Source organism: Pedobacter sp. CFBP9032, assembly GCF_034045265.1.
In the GTDB taxonomy this organism is placed as follows: domain Bacteria; phylum Bacteroidota; class Bacteroidia; order Sphingobacteriales; family Sphingobacteriaceae; genus Pedobacter.
This window is the reverse complement of sequence record NZ_JAXCWE010000002.1, coordinates 141,988-158,818: the sequence shown is the minus strand read 5'-3', so window position 1 is coordinate 158,818 and position 16,831 is coordinate 141,988. Positions and strand designations below refer to the sequence as shown.

The 16,831-nt window shown below is 36.3% G+C and carries 12 protein-coding genes; 2 read left to right on the top strand and 10 right to left on the bottom strand.

Annotated features, from left to right (window positions below; translation table 11 throughout):
- Positions 1–143: 143 nt before the first annotated feature.
- The 3 genes from SOM16_RS04470 to SOM16_RS04460 form a co-directional block, all read right to left on the bottom strand.
- Positions 144–2,618, bottom strand: coding sequence for a ligase-associated DNA damage response DEXH box helicase (locus SOM16_RS04470; protein ID WP_320462794.1), 2,475 nt, complete (start codon positions 2,616–2,618; stop codon positions 144–146).
- Between the two features lie 111 nt (positions 2,619–2,729).
- Positions 2,730–4,319, bottom strand: a complete 1,590-nt coding sequence (locus SOM16_RS04465; RefSeq protein ID WP_320462793.1) for an ATP-dependent DNA ligase — start codon at positions 4,317–4,319, stop codon at positions 2,730–2,732.
- Positions 4,320–4,322: 3 nt separating this feature from the next.
- The gene (locus SOM16_RS04460; RefSeq protein ID WP_320462792.1) at positions 4,323–5,351 is read right to left on the bottom strand and encodes a ligase-associated DNA damage response exonuclease; all 1,029 of its coding nucleotides are present in this window, start codon (positions 5,349–5,351) and stop codon (positions 4,323–4,325) included.
- Between the two features lie 154 nt (positions 5,352–5,505).
- Here SOM16_RS04460 and SOM16_RS04455 point away from each other — a divergent pair, with 154 nt between their 5' ends.
- A complete protein-coding gene (locus SOM16_RS04455) occupies positions 5,506–6,117 on the top strand; it encodes a SatD family protein (protein ID WP_320462791.1) in 612 nt (203 codons plus the stop codon).
- A complete protein-coding gene (locus SOM16_RS04450; RefSeq protein WP_320462790.1) occupies positions 6,117–6,827 on the top strand; it encodes a DUF3307 domain-containing protein in 711 nt (236 codons plus the stop codon). Before SOM16_RS04455 ends, SOM16_RS04450 begins: the two co-directional genes overlap by 1 nt.
- 188 nt (positions 6,828–7,015) lie before the next feature.
- Here SOM16_RS04450 and SOM16_RS04445 read toward each other — a convergent pair whose 3' ends face one another.
- The 7 genes from SOM16_RS04445 to SOM16_RS04415 form a co-directional block, all read right to left on the bottom strand.
- Positions 7,016–9,184 (bottom strand): S9 family peptidase, encoded by a 2,169-nt coding sequence (locus SOM16_RS04445; RefSeq protein ID WP_320462789.1) that lies wholly within the window; start codon positions 9,182–9,184, stop codon positions 7,016–7,018.
- 95 nt (positions 9,185–9,279) lie between these two features.
- Positions 9,280–9,963 carry a hypothetical protein gene (locus SOM16_RS04440; protein WP_320462788.1) on the bottom strand — a complete coding sequence of 228 codons (684 nt, stop codon included), beginning with the start codon at positions 9,961–9,963 and terminating at the stop codon, positions 9,280–9,282.
- A gap of 22 nt (positions 9,964–9,985) precedes the next feature.
- Positions 9,986–10,762, bottom strand: a complete 777-nt coding sequence (locus SOM16_RS04435; RefSeq protein ID WP_320462787.1) for an enoyl-CoA hydratase/isomerase family protein — start codon at positions 10,760–10,762, stop codon at positions 9,986–9,988.
- Positions 10,763–10,850: 88 nt separating this feature from the next.
- Positions 10,851–12,944, bottom strand: coding sequence for a ComEC/Rec2 family competence protein (locus SOM16_RS04430; protein ID WP_320462786.1), 2,094 nt, complete (start codon positions 12,942–12,944; stop codon positions 10,851–10,853).
- On the bottom strand, positions 12,945–14,975 hold the full coding sequence (locus SOM16_RS04425) for a helix-hairpin-helix domain-containing protein (protein ID WP_320462785.1): 2,031 nt from the start codon (positions 14,973–14,975) through the stop codon (positions 12,945–12,947).
- Positions 14,965–15,765, bottom strand: coding sequence for a hypothetical protein (locus SOM16_RS04420; RefSeq protein ID WP_320462784.1), 801 nt, complete (start codon positions 15,763–15,765; stop codon positions 14,965–14,967). The genes SOM16_RS04425 and SOM16_RS04420 overlap by 11 nt, the downstream gene beginning before the upstream one ends.
- A gap of 112 nt (positions 15,766–15,877) precedes the next feature.
- Positions 15,878–16,663, bottom strand: coding sequence for a murein L,D-transpeptidase catalytic domain family protein (locus SOM16_RS04415; RefSeq protein ID WP_320462783.1), 786 nt, complete (start codon positions 16,661–16,663; stop codon positions 15,878–15,880).
- Positions 16,664–16,831: the final 168 nt, after the last annotated feature.

Below are 16,831 nucleotides of genomic sequence, written 5' to 3'. Positions count from 1 at the left end.
ACTTTAAACCGGCCTAACAAATGTTTGAGAGAGCAGATGCAACGCTTACTCACTTACTTTAATGCAAGAATTTTTCAGCTGGCAATTTTGTTTCTTTTGTTATGGAAAGAAAAAAGCCTGTCTGGCCCAGGACAAAATACTTATTATATTTTCTCCGATTCCGCTTTCATTCTGGCAATTCTTTGTTCCAATTCTTCCGAACTCATGTTCTCCCTTAAACTATCTACTTTAATTGGAAAAGATAGTGGGGTAAAGCGCTCCGGATTAGTAATTATAATTGCTCCATTCTGGATTCGATCCAAAGCAGCTGCTAATCTTGGTTCTTCCAGCTGCTGGTAAAACACCTCATCGTAGGCCTGGCGCAAAAGTAAATTATGTTTATCGTAATCACTAAAAACATTAAAAAATAAACCTGCAGATGACTGGAGGTGTTTATTAGCTACGTATTTACCCGGATAACCCTGAAAAACCAAACCTGAGATACAGGCAATATCACGAAACTTCCTTCGAGCCATCTCTGTTGAATTGATACTTAAAGTAATATCTTCAGTTAAATTTTTAGGCGAAAAAACATCGTACGCAATAGATTCATCCATTGGGATTTCAGTTTCGCTTAGTAGTTCAAAGCCGTAATCGTTCATGGCAATAGAAAAACTAATGGGTAATAATTTACTTAAGCGGTAAGCGACCAATGCAGCTAACACTTCGTGAACCAATCTTCCCTCAAAAGGGTAGGCGAAAAGATGAAAACCTTCTTTGTTATTAATTAATTCAATCAATAATTCATCGTTTCGTGGCACATGCGAACGCTTTTCCTGTAATAAGAATAGTGGATAAACCGAATCTAATTCTTCATCCTGATGGGTTTTATCTAACGCTTCATTATATTTCTTTCGTAAAACAGACCCGAGATTGGATGATAGCGGTAGTCTACCTCCATTCCAACTGGGGGAGATTGCATTTTTCTGCTTACTATTTCTCACGATAACAGTCATGTCTTTTACATGTACAAATTCCAACACTCGTCCGGCCAGGCGAAAATTATCACCAGCTTTTAAGCGGGTTACGAAGTATTCTTCAACCATTCCAATGTAACCGCCCGATAGAAATTTGACTTTTAACATGGCATCGCTTACAATGGTACCGATGTGTAAGCGATGACGCATGGCCAACTGCCGGCTTTTAACTTTCCAAAGCCCGTCTTCATCTTTTGTAACTTTTTTAAACTCATTATAAGCACCTAAGCTGTCACCACCTGAAGTAATAAACTGCATTACCCATGACCATTCTTCTGGTAAAATTAGTTTAAAGGCATGGGTATTCTTGATTTCTTCATATATGATTTTATCATCAAAACCATCTCCGATGGCCAACGTAACCAGGTATTGAACCAAGGTATCGAATACCATGATAAAGGGTTCGCGACTTTCTATATTATTGTTTTTAGCTGCTTCCTTAATTGCGGCTGCTTCCACTAATTCTAGCGCATGTGTAGGTAGAAAATAGATTTTGGATACCTCATGTGGTGAGTGACCCGATCGACCCGCACGTTGCAAGAATCGGGCAACCCCTTTTGGAGATCCTACCTGCACCACTGTATCTACAGGTTTAAAATCTACGCCTAAATCTAAGGAAGAAGTGGCTATTACCGCTTTTAGTTGCCCCGTATGCAATGCATCTTCAATCCAGTTCCGGAGTTCGAAATCAATAGAGCCATGGTGTATGGCAATTCTACCTGCGAGTTTTGGTTCCAGGTTTAGAAGGTGTTGATACCACATCTCAGACTGACCCCGGGTATTTATGAAAATTAAGGTTGTTTTACTTTTCTCAATAATGGGTAGTAATTTGTAGGCCAGCTTCAACCCCAGGTGCCCAGCCCAAGGCAGGGTTTCAATGTCATCAGGTATTATAGATTTGATAATGATTTTCTTTTCTAAATCTGCTTTAACGATTATACGTTTTGCTTCCAGGTTAGGTTCTAAAACATCTAGTGCTTCTTCAATATTTCCAATAGTTGCAGAGATTCCCCAAACTCTTAAAAATTGGTTTTTCTCTAGTTTTTGTAAGCCTTTAATTCGGGATATGGCAAGCTCAACCAATACCCCACGTTTACTCCCTAAAAGCTCATGCCATTCATCTGCAACAATACATTTTAAGTTTTTGAATAATATTGAAGCGCCTTTTTGTGCTAAAAGTAAATGCAAGCTTTCGGGTGTAATCAGCAGAATCTCAGGCATTGATTTTTTCTGCTGAACTTTTTCCGCTTGAGAGGTGTCGCCATTTCTTACCCCTACATGCCAGTCTAAATCCAGTTCGAGTAAAGTTTCTCTCATGGCTCTGGCTACATCTTTAGCTAATGATCGAAGCGGTGTAATCCAAATGAGTTGTAAGCGATCTTTTGCTTTTTTGCTATTTATTTCAGATGCATTTAATGCCTCAATAACCACTGCCAAAAACAAAGAAAACGTTTTGCCAAATCCAGTTGGCGCATTTACCAAGCCACTGTAACCATTCAGATAGTACTGCCAGGCATCCTCCTGAAACTGAAAGGGCTTACGCTTATTCGATTTTAGCCAGGTTTTTATCTTTTTATATCCTTTGGTTTTGGTTTGATCCATGTTTAAGATGGGGAAGTGATTAGTTATTTTAATATTATTTATCGTTAAGCTGGAAGTAATCTTGTTGCGATCGCTAAATGACTAATATTATACGCTTGTTTAGAATGAACTCTAGAACGTAGATTCCAACAGCTGCCTTAAATCTTCCAATGTATTAATCTCTTCTGCCTTTTTATCTTTCCGCCAACGTAAAATACGTGGAAACCGAAGGGCAAGTCCGGCTTTGTGTCTTTTACTTTCTGCAATTCCTTCAAATGCAATTTCGAAAACCAATTCTGGTTTTACGGTACGTACCGGCCCAAACTTTTCGATGGCATTTTTAGTTACAAATGAGTTTACTTCTTTAATTTCTTTATCTGTTAATCCGGAATAGGCCTTTGCAATGGTGACTAAATTTTCTCCATCACGAACAGCAAAAGTATAATCTGTAAAGAAGTTTGCCCTTCTGCCGCTACCTTTCTGTGCATAAATCATTACTGCATCTACGGTATAAGGATTGATTTTCCATTTCCACCAATCACCTCGTTTTCTGCCGCTGTGATAATGAGAACTTAATTTTTTAAGCATAATCCCCTCGCTGTTAATTGAGCGGGAGGTTTTTCTTAATTCGGCCAATTCTTCCCAGGTCTTGCACTTAATTACAGGAGAAAGAATAACAGCACTTTCTTCTAAATCCCCTATCAGCTGATCTAAGATTGCTCTTCTTTCATTTAAAGGGTGTTCACGGAAATCTTGGGTTTCAAACTCCAGAATGTCATAAACAAAGAAGCCAATTGGTGCATCTTCTAATTGTTTTTTATTGATTGTTTTGCGGTTTAAACGTTGTTGTAGCGTACTGAAAGATAGTACCTGTTTATCTTGTACCGCCAGGATTTCTCCGTCGATTACAACACCATCAGGTAAAACATCAATTAAGAAATGTAGCTCAGGGAATTGTTCAGTTACCAGCTCTTCTCCACGGCTCCAGATAAAAAGCTCACCATTTCTTTTAACAATCTGCCCACGGATACCGTCCCATTTCCATTCGGCCTGCCATTCAGAAATATCGCCTAACTTTTCTGGTTCTTGTTCCAACGCATAGGCTAGGCAAAAGGGGTAAGGCCAGGAATTATCTGTATTAACGTGAACACCGTTAATGAGCTCATGAAAAGTAATTTCGTAGGGATTCCACTTACCCATAATGCTATGCATGATTTGAGCACTCTCTAAACTACTTTGCTTAGCCAAAGCATTAACAAGCATTTTATTAGAAACGCCGATTCTGAAATTCCCTGAAATGAGTTTGTTGAAGATGAAGCGTTCCTGTGTTTCCAGTTGATTCCAGGCATTTAAAATAAATTCTTTTTTTGTTTCATCATCTTTTCCCTCCAAATCGTGTAACTCTTCAATCCATTTATGTAATTGTAAATCTGAAGTGTTTTCGGCAGGTGGCAGGAGCAAGGCAATAGTTTCACTTAAATCGCCTACGTTGGAGTAGCTTTCAGAAAATAACCATTCGGGTGTCTGCGTAATATCAATTGCCCAGTATTTTAACAGGGTAGATTTGATGGGGCGTTTTGGCTTTTTACCTGTAAAAAGTGCAATCACCCAAATTTTATCTTTATCATCTGCATAGTTAAAATAATCTACTAACGCAGCGATTTTGTCGTTGGTTTTATTGCTCTGTTCGAGTTTTTGAATTAATCTAGCGAAACGTTTCATACTTTATTTGTTATCGTTTTGCTCAGCTAAATCCACTTTATTTTCTTCGTCATCTTCCTGGCCAAATTTGGTCATTACTTCTTCTGATTCAATACCACTATCATTTAAAAACCGACTAAATGCGGCCGTGAAACCGTGTGTTACATAAACCTTTTCTGCACCCGTTGCTGTAATAGCATCCATTAATCCAGGCCAGTCTGCATGATCGCTTAAGGCAAAACCAGCATCCGCACTTTGCCATCGGCGGTGTGCACGAACCTGCATCCAACCTGAGCAAATTCCGGTTACCGGGTGTGATAAGTTTTTAATCCAACGGCTGTCTCTCATGGCTGGAGGAACAATTACAATCCCTTTCTGTAATTCGTCTTTTGTTGTTTCTGGTGTAATGCGGATGGTTTCCGGCAAATTAACGCCTGCATCAATAATTACTTCATTTAAGTTTGCAATGCTATTGTGAACGTAAATAGGGACATCACCAGCGAGGTTCTTAATTAATCGTTGCGCTTTCCCCAGGCTATAAGCAATTAATATACTTGTTTTTTGTGCTTCGATATTATCACTAATCCAATTTTTAATCCCGTTAAAAACAATATCTTGTTTCTGCCATTTATAAACAGGTAAACCAAAAGTACTTTCAGATACAAAAGAGTGACATTTAACGGGTTCAAATACATCGCTAATGCCATCATCTTCTATCTTATAATCACCAGATATAACACATATTTCACCTTGGTATTCTAAACGAACCTGTGCAGAACCAATGATGTGACCAGCGGGATAAAACGAGATATTTACCCCATTTCGAACAATACTTTCGCCATAGTTTAATGTTTCTACATTTAGATCTTCACTTATGCGGCGCTTAATTATGGGTTTGGTGAGTGTATGGCATAAATAGTACTTATTGCCGAATCGAACATGATCGCTATGGCCATGTGTAGTTACGGCATAATCTACCGGCCACCAAGGGTCTACATAAAAGTCACCTTGTTTACAATAAATGCCTCTTTTGGTAAATTCGATTAATGCCATGAATACTAAACAACAAATCAGGCTTTAAGTTTTGTCTTAATATCGGGTAATTAGCCGATAATCTTATATATCGGGTAATTACCCGATATATAAGATTATCGGGTAATTACCCGATAATTTTGTATAATCAAATATTTAAGAATATATTAGTGATATGATTTGCATTATAACAGGCGATATTGTAGGCTCGAGAAAGGTAAAAGATAGTTGGTTAGCTGATTTAAAAACTGCGTTAAAAGTAGTTTCAACACAGAATAGTAAGTGGGAGATTTATAGGGGTGATAGTTTTCAGGTAGAGGTTGAACCAGAAAGTGCCGTTAAAACTGCTGCTTATTTAAAGGCATGTATCAGGGTTAATAAACCAGCTGATGTGAGAATGGGAATAGGTATTGGAGCAGTTAAAAGCAAACGGAAAAAGCTTTCTGAATCTGATGGAGATGCTTTTGTACACTCTGGGGGGGCCTTTGATAGTTTAAAACAAGCGAAAGTTAATTTGGCTATCAAAACTGATTTTCCGGAATTTGATGAAGAGATTAATGTAATGATCAGACTTGCATTAATTACGATGGATAGCTGGGGAATTGTAGCGGCAGAAATGGTTAAGCTTGCTTTGGAGCATGAAAATTTATTGCAGAGTGAACTAGCTGCTATTTCTGGAAGAACTCAATCCTCTGTAAGTGAGGCACTAAAGCGGGCTCATTATTCTGAACTAATGGATATGGATAAATTATTTCGTAAAAAATTGAACCAAATATTCCCTAAATAATGGATATCATTTTAATCAAACTTATACTGGCTCATTTAATAGGAGATTTTTTTCTTCAGCCTGGTTCCTGGGTAAAAGACAAAGAAAATAAGAAACTTAAGTCAGGTAAACTTTATTTACATGTGCTCGTTCATGTAGCGTTAATATTTTTGGTTTTTCTAAGTTTTAGTGTGTGGAAAGTAGCATTAGGTATTGGTATAATTCATTTGGTAATTGATGCCTTAAAATCTATATTTCAGACTAAAAAGAATGCCAGGATTTTATTTTTTGCTGATCAGGTTTTACACTTCTGTTCTATTGTACTGATCTGGCATATCTTTTATGATGGATATTTAGATAGCAGTTATTTAAGCGAAATTAAAACCTGGATTTTAATTTCAGGAGTTTTGTTTCTGACGATGCCTACATCTATCATTATGAAGGTTATTATTGCGAAGTGGTTACCGGAAAGTGATGATGAAAGCCCTAAATCATTGCAGAATGCCGGAAAATATATTGGAATTTTAGAGCGGTCATTAATCTTTGTCTTTATTTTAACTAATCATTTTGAAGCTGTAGGCTTTCTGTTAGGTGCGAAATCTATTTTTAGGTTTGGAGATTTAAAAGAAGCACACGACTTAAAATTAACGGAATATGTACTTATAGGAACCTTACTTAGTTTTGGGATTGCAATAGTTGTTTCATTACTCATAGCAGGCATTATTAAATAATTAGCTATAGAATTTAACCTAAGCATTTCGCTATACACACTCAAATAGACGTAATAATTTTGCTTCTTAAACCTGATTGAAATGGAAATACTTTTTCAGTAACCTGCAAGGTTGAAAAAGATTGAAATGAAAAGCGGGGCTATCGAAACCGATTCCCCGCTAAAAGTGCTTTACAAATTTAAAGTATCCTATCTTGCTCCAGGAGCACAATTTTCCCTTAAAAACTTGGTGTAGGTAAGTGATAAATGCTCGCTGGTACCTTCGCCTTCAGAGATGCTATGGGTACGATTTGGATAACTCATCAATTGAAAAACTTTTTTGTTTTTAATTAATTCATTAATTAACATTTCTGCATTCTGGTAATGCACATTATCATCACCTGTACCGTGAATGTATAATAAGTTTCCTTTTAAGTTCTTGGCGTAAGTAATAGGGGAGCCTTTAATATAGGCCTCTTTACTTGGAAACGGTGTACCCATATAACGTTCTTGATAAATGTTATCATAAGTTAACTGGTTCCCTACTGCAGCGATAGCAATTCCGGTTTTGTAAATTTCAGGGTATTGGAACATCAGGTTTAAGGTCGATGAACCGCCACCGCTCCAGCCCCAAACTGCAACACGGTCTTTATCCATAAAAGCATTAGTTGCCAATAGCTTTTTCGCTGCCATTGCCTGATCTCGAACATTTAGCACACCAATATTTTTATAAATGCTTTTACGCCACACTGCACCTTTCGGAACAGGTGTACCACGGTTATCCATTGAAATATAGATGTAACCATCTTTGGCCATATCTCCGGCATATAAACTATTGCTACCTGCACCGTAAGTATCAGCAGCGGTTTGTGAACCTGGCTCTCCATAAACATAAAATACAACCGGATATTTCTTATCAGGATTGAAGTTATCAGGTTTCTTCATCCAGCCATCTAACTCCACACCATCTTCTGTAGTTACTTTGAAAAACTCTACCTTATTTTTTACCGTTTCTTGTTTAGACAACTGTGTGGTAATGCTGCCATCCATTGTAAACGGATTGCCAGTTGTAAAATTCATCCACTCTGAAATAGGTTTTATTATTGAACTATTATAAGTATGACGCGCAAATGCTGCATTGGGAGAGATATCATAATTATGTGTTCCCGGAAGAATTGAAGGTGTTACCTGCTCCAATTTACCTTTGCCATCCAATTTTGTTTTGAATAGATACTTTTGTGTTGCATTGGTTGGCGAAGCGATAAAATAAACATAATTATTTTTTTCATCTATTAATTTTACATCAATCACATCATAATTCCCTTTGGTAATCAAGGTTTGTTTTTTACCATCGCGACTCATTCTATATAAGTGGTTCCAACCATCTTTATCAGATAGAAGCGTAAACTCTTTATTATCTGTTAACCATTTCCATTCATGCTGTGCATCAATCCAGGCTTTGGCCGTTTCAGAATAAACTGCTTTTGCCGCACCAGAATTCGCGTCGCAAATAAAGACCTTACTTTCATTCTGCTCACGATTTAACTGCTGTAAAATAATTTCATTGCTGTTCGGCACCCATTGCATTCTGGGAATATAATGCTGAATATTATCGCCGGGAACATTTAGCCAGTTTGTTTTAGCTGATGCAATATCTACCACGCCTACTTTGCAGGCAGATGGATTTTCTCCAACTTTAGGGTATTCTACAGGGATTGTGTAAGGATAGATAGAATCAGTATTGTTGATCATTAAGAAGTTCTTAATTTTTGTAGCATCTATTTGCCAGTAAGCGATTGTCTTGCTATCCGGGCTCCATCTAAAACCATCACGACAATCAAACTCTTCTTCGTAAACCCAGTCAAAAGTTCCATTAATCATTCGATCAGTCCCATCTGTTGTTAATGCTTTGGTACCTGTTCCATCAACATTTTCGAAGTATAAATTATGTTTACTTACATAAGCTACTTTTGTTCCATCGGGTGAAATTTTGGCAAACATTAAAGAGGAAGCAGGTTTGTCTTTTCCGATTTGAATAATTTTATTGCTGGTTAAATCTGCTAACCAGTAATCGCCACGGGTATCGTAACGCCAAACTTTTTTACTGTTGGTATAAATTAAAGCTTTAGTACCATCGGCAGAAAATTGAAAACTGCGTACCGCAATTGCATTACTTTTTCCTGCTGGTGTTAATAAGGCTCTTGTAATTATTGTTTTCTTATCATTTTTCGGAAGCGCAACCGAAATAATTTCTCCATTAGAGATTTGATAATAAGAGTTTCCATCTTTTGCCCAGTTTATGCCTTGTGCTTTTAAAGCAAATGCATTAAAAACAATGATGGAAAGAAGAGATAATTTGAATAGTAAGTTTTTAATCATAAAATTTTGGTCATAAAAAAAGCTTTTTAACTTTTCGGCTAATTTAAATAAAAAGCCGGCTGTTAAAAAGCCTTATATTAATAGAATGTGGTTAATTATTCACCACCACCTTGCATTTTAGCAATATCTTCCATGGTAACTACTTCGTAACCAGCTGGAACATCTTTAGAAATTGCACCAACTTTACCTTCTGCAATAGATTTAAGTGTAGTAGTGGTTTCGATACCTCTCTGCACTAAAGTATATTTTACAGGGAAAGCAGCTAAACCTGGAAAGTAATTTTGTGAACCAACATTTGGTAAATCTACTTCTTTAGTTGCCCAAAGCTCATGAGCACCACCTTTATCATCTTTAAAAGTATATTTTTCTGCACCAAAACCACCAACAGTTTGTTTCTCGCCAGTAGCTTTGAAATCAGAGTATTTAGGTAAATCACCCATTACTTTTGCCACGTCTTCTTTAGATTGTTTAACAGCAAATTGTTTTTGTGCAATTGGCACATCGATTAAAAGTAAACCCGTTTTATCATTGTTATCAGAAACGATTCCAATCATTGCTGGTCCTTGTTCCATTTCAATTTTAGTAAGGCCATTGTTAAATTTAACCTTTAACTCTGCAGGTGGTTCCTGACCGCCCAGTGCAGATTTTTGCTCATCTGTTAATTTATATTCCAGTCCGTAAGTAAGGGTACCCTCCGTTATTTTCTTTTGAGCGTGTGCAATTACCGCTGTACCTACTAATATAAAGGCTACAACACTTGTTTTAATTGATTTGAACATGTTTTTATTTCAGTTTAGTTATTTACCAGTTAATTTTTTCTTTTTTTAGAAATGCTGCAATGCCTTTTTTAAAGTCGTCGCTTTCGCGAACGCGTGCATTAATTTGAACAGCAGTTTCCAAAGTTTTTTCTAAAAGTGGCTTCGTGGTTTGACTAATAAGTTGTTTTGTAATCATTAACGAGTTCCCCGAAGTCTCTTTACACAAACTTAAAGCAAATTCTTCAACCTTTTGATTTATTTCTGATGATTTTGTTACAAAATTTATCAGGTTATATTTCAATGCCTGTTCTGCCGGGAAAGTTTTTCCTGTTAACAAAATTTCTCTGGCTATGGTTTCGTTAACCTTTTGCATTAAAAAACAGGAAACAATCGCCGGTACAAATCCGATTTTAACTTCTGTATAACCAAAGCTACTCTCTGGCGTTGCAAAAATGATGTCGCAAATTGTTGCCAGACCACAGCCACCAGCAATGGCATGTCCCTCTACCTGGGCAATTACAATTTTAGGCAAGTAATAAATTGTAGTGAAAAGCTTTTTTAAGCGATTTGAATCTGCTACGTTCTCTTCAAAGTTGTTATTTTGAAGCTGCTGTAAATATTCTAAATCTGCGCCTGCACTAAACGTACCTCCATTAGAATTTAGTACAATAACCTTAACTAGCTCATCCTCTTCAGCTTGAAAAAAAGCTTCTATAAGTGCCTCAATCAATGCTGGATTTAATGCATTACGCTTTTCGGGCCGGTTTATGGTTATCGTAGCGATTCTTTCCTTCACGCTGTATAAAACCAGGTTTTCCATTGGTTATAGTTGTTCTTTTAAAAAGTAATGACGTTATCATCAGCATATTTATCGCCGTTTTGAGCGGTTTGCCTATGATGATTTCATATTATTCGGTTAATCGAATCAAATATGCAGGATTTTTCTTTAAAATTTGAACAGGAACCTTATTATTTCGAGCGAATTTTTTAAACCAGTCAATCTTGTAATCTTTATTTGTGGCATCGATGATGATGTTTTGATATTCAATCTCCTTCGGAAGTTTTTCTATTTTAAATTTTGTATTGTCAGTAAACCAAATTGCATTAAACTTTCCTTTGGCGGCCAATCTTTTATTATTATATGAACCATCAATAATCAGGATTTTGTATTGATCGAATATGATCTGCTTTTCTTTAAAAATGAAATTTGGCATTTCCAGCATGTTTTTTTGAAGATTAATCATTTTAATGATATCCACTTGTGCCTGATCCAATGCCGGTTTAATGAAAAATTGAAAGGTTTGATCTCTCGTATTTAGGTCTGTTAATAATATCGTTTGGTTACCTTGAATAAAAGCCACGGCATAGTTTTTTCGAAGGGTAAAAAAGATGATTTTCTTTTGATTGGCAAATTCCCAACTATAGTAGACGATCATTAATTGATAGATAATAAAGCAGGAAAGCGATAGAAATAGCAACCGTTTACTGTATTTAGTCATGGCAAATACAAAAGATACCAAAGAAATGCTCAGTAGAATTAATTCTGGTAGGTTGATCCAGATGGACGAAAAGGTAGCATAAGGCAAATCACCAATCCATTTCAAAACTTGGTTTGTGAAAACAATTATCCACTCTAATACTGGTGAAAGTTGATTTATAGGTGGAATGAGAACGCCGATCCCTAAAATGAGAATGAGGATTAACGGGAGGGAAATAAATAAATTCCCTAAAAGAAAATAAACAGGAAATTGATGAAAATAATAAATACAGAGTGGAAAGGTAGCAATTTGTGCTGCGATGGAAAGTGCGATCAGTTCCCATACCTTATTTATCCATTTGTTTTCAATATACAGCCATTTATAGATTTTTGGTTGAAGAAAAATAAGTCCTAAAACCGAAAGATAAGAAAGTTGAAATCCAACATCCCAGATCAAATAAGGATTATAAACCAATTGACAAAAAGCTGCACACGCCAGGGTATTGTAGCCATTTTTATTTTTAGCAAATGTTTTAGCCGTGATAAAAATGGTAATCATGATAGCTGAGCGAACTACCGAGGGTGATAAACCGGTAATTAAGGCGTAAAACCAGATTAAAAGGCAGATAAGGATAAACTTCAGTACCTTAAATGACCTTTTTCTATCTAAAGACATTAATAGAAAATCGAGAATAAAAAAGATAATCGCTACATGGCTTCCGGATACAGAAAGGGCATGAATAGTTCCTGTTTTAGAATATGAAGCCAAAGTTTCTTTCGAAAGATCAGCCCGGTAGCCTAATATAAGTGTGGAAGCCACAGCGAAAGCCTCGTCATTCTGAATGAGTTTCCGATATTGAGTTACTTGTTTCGCTCTTAATTCTAGTGCATATTTTAAAAGCGGATTTCCAAGATTTCGATTTGTTTTAAACAACTGGTTTTGAGCAATAAATGCCTGTTCGTAAATGTTTTGTAGTGCTAACCAATGTTTAAAGTTAAATTCTGCAGGATTATAAGGAGGTTCTATGGCTAAATGTTTAGCTACAATAACTAATTCATCTCCATACTCCAGTTTTAAAGGATTAATGCTATCTATTTTTGCGGCAATAAGTATTTGTCCACTTAATTTTATTTTTTTGGCTCGCTTATAACCAGCAACAACTTTAGCTTTAAATCTTAAGATACCATTGGTTTTTATCGGATCATCATTCACCCAAATTTTTATGTATTCAACTTTATTTTTTGTGAAATAATAGGTGCTAAACTTTTCATTGTTTGTAAGGCAGACCATGCCGCCTAAAAAGAAACATAGCAAATAGATTAAAATACCAATAAGGCCTTTAAATCTATAAGCATTCAATTTTTTATAATAAAAATTAACAGTTAAGATTACCAGAAATAAAAAAATAACAATTGAACTGATAACGGATATGATATTATCTTCAGGTAAGAAATAAAAAATTGCAATTCCGGCAGCGAAAGGTATCAAAATCCTAACGAAAACATATTCTTCTTTGAACATCATTTAAAACTGATACCGTAATTGAATTTTTATCTCTGATTTTTTATTCCCTTCAATCTCATCCAGATAGGTGCCAACAGTCTTTACATCCTTATAATAAAAGACAGCGTACCTGGTCCAGATATTTAATTTTTTAGCAAGATTGTATTTAAGATTTAGATAGGTTCTAAATCCTTTGCCACTATACATTCCAAAGGCAAAACTATATAATACGTCATCTTCATAAGCGTATATCCGGCTGTTATAACTGGGGGTGTTAAAATAGGCAATCCGTAGGTTACCAGTAATTTTTGAGAATAAGGGTGAATAGTCTATATCCTGATAAATTAAATAACCAAATTCCGCCTTTGCTTCGCCTTTTTGGTATTGAGATATTTCTATCCGATGCTGAAACTGCCACTTTTGATTGGCATGCCAATTGGATTCAATTCTGTAACCCTCTTTTTTTACATCATCTATAAATTTGATTGGATGGTCTAAATCTGTATTTTGTTGCTTATTCTCTGTTTTGAAGCGAACTAGCATTTTGAAAATTTTATTAGGTGTATAAACTACCTGACTTAAAATTTCATAACCCGCTGAGGGTGCATCAACTCTAAATTTAAGCCACGGGAACTGGAAATAATCGCCATAAAAAGAAAATGCCCACCGCTTATTTGGATTAATGTTTAGTCCGGCATACCATGCTTTTTCGTTAACAGGTTCACTTGATTCAGAAACGGCCTGATTGAAAAAATTATGGTAGTTTTTGGCATAATTTCTATAGGTAATAGCTGCAGAAACTGTAGGGGATAAGCTGATTAACAATCCATTAAGATAGGCAGAGCCACCAGGCATGCTTTTGCTGCCCTCACCGTAGAAATAAATATTTTTATAAGTATAATTATAATAGAGACCGAAATTAGTTAACGACTTACCTGTGAAGCTAAACTGATCATATAGCGCAGTTTGTGTGATAAAGCTACTTTTGTATCTGTTCTGATAAGCAATTCCTCCAACTACAAACTCATCTTTTGAATATTGTAAAACGCCTCCGTAAACCTGCTGACTTAAGCTACTGTCATTACTAATTTCAGCTGGGGTTCTGTGTAACCCCGTTTGATTTATCGTCGATTGAACTAAATTTCCATTAACATCTAAATCCTGGCTTGCATCTAATTTTCGAAATGATACAAATGGAGTGAAATCGAGATTTTTATATAAATTGATTGTTGAAGATATACCTCTGAAGAAGGAGTATTCGTTAGTCGAATTATAAGGACGCAGGCCCAAATCTTTCTTTGCTACGCTAGTTACATCGGGACCTTTACCAAAAGAAAATCCAGACCATAATGTTAAACCCTGACCAAATTGCATGGTGAAGTCTCCCACTACCAACTTTTTGATTTTGCCTAACTTAGCAAATGTGATATTTCCAGAATAAAAATCGAATGGTTTACCGATAAATTTCTCTCCGGCATCCTTATCCAATGTAATTGCGGCCGAAACTATGGTGCCATAATTATAGCGATATCGGGTTTGAAAACGCTCCTGTGAACCCATATAGCGGTTTCCAGGCAGATCCCGAAAGCCTTTTTGCTTTTCTAGTATTCGAGCAACACGGATCATTAGGTCATTTTCCCCTTGATTAAGCAGATTTCCCCAGGTTAATTTTTCATATTCCGTATTTCCATTAAGCGTTACAAATGGCAAAAGGCTTTGAACGGTTTTTGTATCAAACCCATCAATTGTTTGCAGTTCTAAAACGTCGGCGAGGTTTCCACTTTCTTTAATTCGGATGAAAAAATTACTTATCTGTAGGGGAGAGAGGAATATTAGGGTTTTTAATTCTTCCGGTATTGTTTTATTGAGATTGATAGGATGTTTTTTATATCGGTTCAAGATGTCAATCAACTCCGTAATATCATAGTCGTCAGGTAAATTTTCAGCCACACTTTCCAAAATATCTTTAAGTTCAAGTTTTTGCTCCGGGGTTTGCGCATTTGCAATGAATCCAATCACCACAAAAAATACAGAGAGGAATTTAAAACGCATATCCAATTGCAACTTGAGGTGCATACCCTAGATTAACATCGTAAGTTGTTGCCATATCCATCACGAAGTTTTTATAATTCAGTCCGAAGCCAAAATGCTGTTTGAATGGTTTTGCGCTTAAACCACCCCTGATACTTAACAAATCAAAAACATTGTATTCCAGGCCAAGTTTAAAATCTATTGATTGATCCAGAAACTTCGAAACCGTTGTGGCTATCAACACTTTATCCGTAGGATGATAGCTGCCACCAATATTAAATGATGTAGGAATTTTTGCCGCCACAAAATCGGTATTGAATTTCTGCCGGGATGGATTGTTTGTGAATGCACCGATGCTGAAACTTTTATTTAAACGATAGAAAATGCCGACATCGATTGAAAAACCCTTCGCCGAACCATAGCTGGTAATTCGTAACTGGTGATAGTTGGCATTTAGCGCCAATGAAAAGTCCTCTCCAAATCTTTTGGAATAAGTAAAAGCAACTTTACTTTCATTATAGGCAGAGAAGCCATAACGCTGAAAACTTGCACCGAGATAATCTCTACCAAAAGCAAGCACACCAACTACACCCTGGGTACTGATTTCGGTACTTAACAGATGCCTGATATAATTTAAGGAGATTGCCGAGTGATCAAGAAAAGCAATTCCTGCAGGATTTGCTTGCAACGACCATAAATCAACAACTGCTGCACCATTGTCAGCCATGGACGAGAGTCTTGGGCCAAGGTTATTCTGTGCATAAACGTGGGAAACTGATAGGAATATCAGCAAATAATACAATATTTTCATAATCAGGTATAGACCGGGATGTATAAAAATAGAGTGATTTGCTGATCACTAAAGTAGTAAATTATTTACAACATATGTGTTTAAATATTTATTTCGTTGTAGTTAATATAAGTTAATTAGTCTTGCTTGCAAAGACTTGCTGTTGGTTAGAAACCATACTTGCAGCCAGCGTTTCATTTAGAAATTGTGAATTATAATTTTGGTCGGAGCCGTTGATGAATAAAACGGTACCGCCAGCTATTGTTTTGATAATCTCGTCTGAAAGTTTAGATGAAACCGCAGGGCAACCTTGACTTCTGCCTAGCCTGCCTAATTGGTTAATTGTTACCTGGCTAACATAGTTGGCACCATGCAGCACAATTGCCCGTTCTCTTGCTTTATCATTAAAGCCTAAATCCATACCATCTAACTTTAATGATCTGCCATGTTTGCCATAGTAAATCTCACCTGTAACATAGAAGCCCAGGCTGCTTTGATTTGAATTCGGTTGATTAGAAAAAAAAGAAGGTTTATCTCCACCACTGTTGTGTCCGTGAGCCACCCAGGTATTCAGCAACAACTTATTATTCTCCAAATCAATAATATAAAGGCGTTTTTTACAACTCTCCTGATCAAAATCTGCGACGGTAAGGATAGATTTTGACTGCGATAATCCTGAATACCTCAAATTATAAAAACCTGTTAACGCTTTTTCAAAAACGGTCTCACTTAATCCAGCAGAATCCAGTTTAGCGGCACAATAAATTTCAGATACGTATCGACTGTAAGTACTGTCTTTAGTAGATTGAATAGTTGTTTCTTGTTTGAATGTTGGTTGCTCCACGGCTTTCCAACTTGTACCGACAATGCTCATACCCATCAAAAAAATCGTAGCAATGCCTAAGGTTCTTCTTCTCATTAAGGAATATTTGGTGATTTTAAAACTAATACGAAAGATAAAGAGAATTGTTGTGTGACCACAATTTGTATATGTATAATTACAAAGTGTTTTACTTTTCCGTGACTTAAGCCTATCGAATACAAATAATAGTTCAAAAAAAATGTATTGGAGAATTTGTAACAAAGC

Excerpts from the sequence above, each read along its gene's own strand:
- SOM16_RS04470 (WP_320462794.1), bottom strand. The coding sequence starts at position 2,618 with ATGGATCAAACCAAAACCAAAGGATATAAAAAGATAAAAACCTGGCTA.
- SOM16_RS04465 (WP_320462793.1), bottom strand. The coding sequence starts at position 4,319 with ATGAAACGTTTCGCTAGATTAATTCAAAAACTCGAACAGAGCAATAAA.
- SOM16_RS04460 (WP_320462792.1), bottom strand. The coding sequence starts at position 5,351 with ATGGCATTAATCGAATTTACCAAAAGAGGCATTTATTGTAAACAAGGT.
- SOM16_RS04455 (WP_320462791.1), top strand. The coding sequence starts at position 5,506 with ATGATTTGCATTATAACAGGCGATATTGTAGGCTCGAGAAAGGTAAAA.
- SOM16_RS04450 (WP_320462790.1), top strand. The coding sequence starts at position 6,117 with ATGGATATCATTTTAATCAAACTTATACTGGCTCATTTAATAGGAGAT.
- SOM16_RS04445 (WP_320462789.1), bottom strand. The coding sequence starts at position 9,184 with ATGATTAAAAACTTACTATTCAAATTATCTCTTCTTTCCATCATTGTT.
- SOM16_RS04440 (WP_320462788.1), bottom strand. The coding sequence starts at position 9,963 with ATGTTCAAATCAATTAAAACAAGTGTTGTAGCCTTTATATTAGTAGGT.
- SOM16_RS04435 (WP_320462787.1), bottom strand. The coding sequence starts at position 10,762 with ATGGAAAACCTGGTTTTATACAGCGTGAAGGAAAGAATCGCTACGATA.
- SOM16_RS04430 (WP_320462786.1), bottom strand. The coding sequence starts at position 12,944 with ATGATGTTCAAAGAAGAATATGTTTTCGTTAGGATTTTGATACCTTTC.
- SOM16_RS04425 (WP_320462785.1), bottom strand. The coding sequence starts at position 14,975 with ATGCGTTTTAAATTCCTCTCTGTATTTTTTGTGGTGATTGGATTCATT.
- SOM16_RS04420 (WP_320462784.1), bottom strand. The coding sequence starts at position 15,765 with ATGAAAATATTGTATTATTTGCTGATATTCCTATCAGTTTCCCACGTT.
- SOM16_RS04415 (WP_320462783.1), bottom strand. The coding sequence starts at position 16,663 with ATGAGAAGAAGAACCTTAGGCATTGCTACGATTTTTTTGATGGGTATG.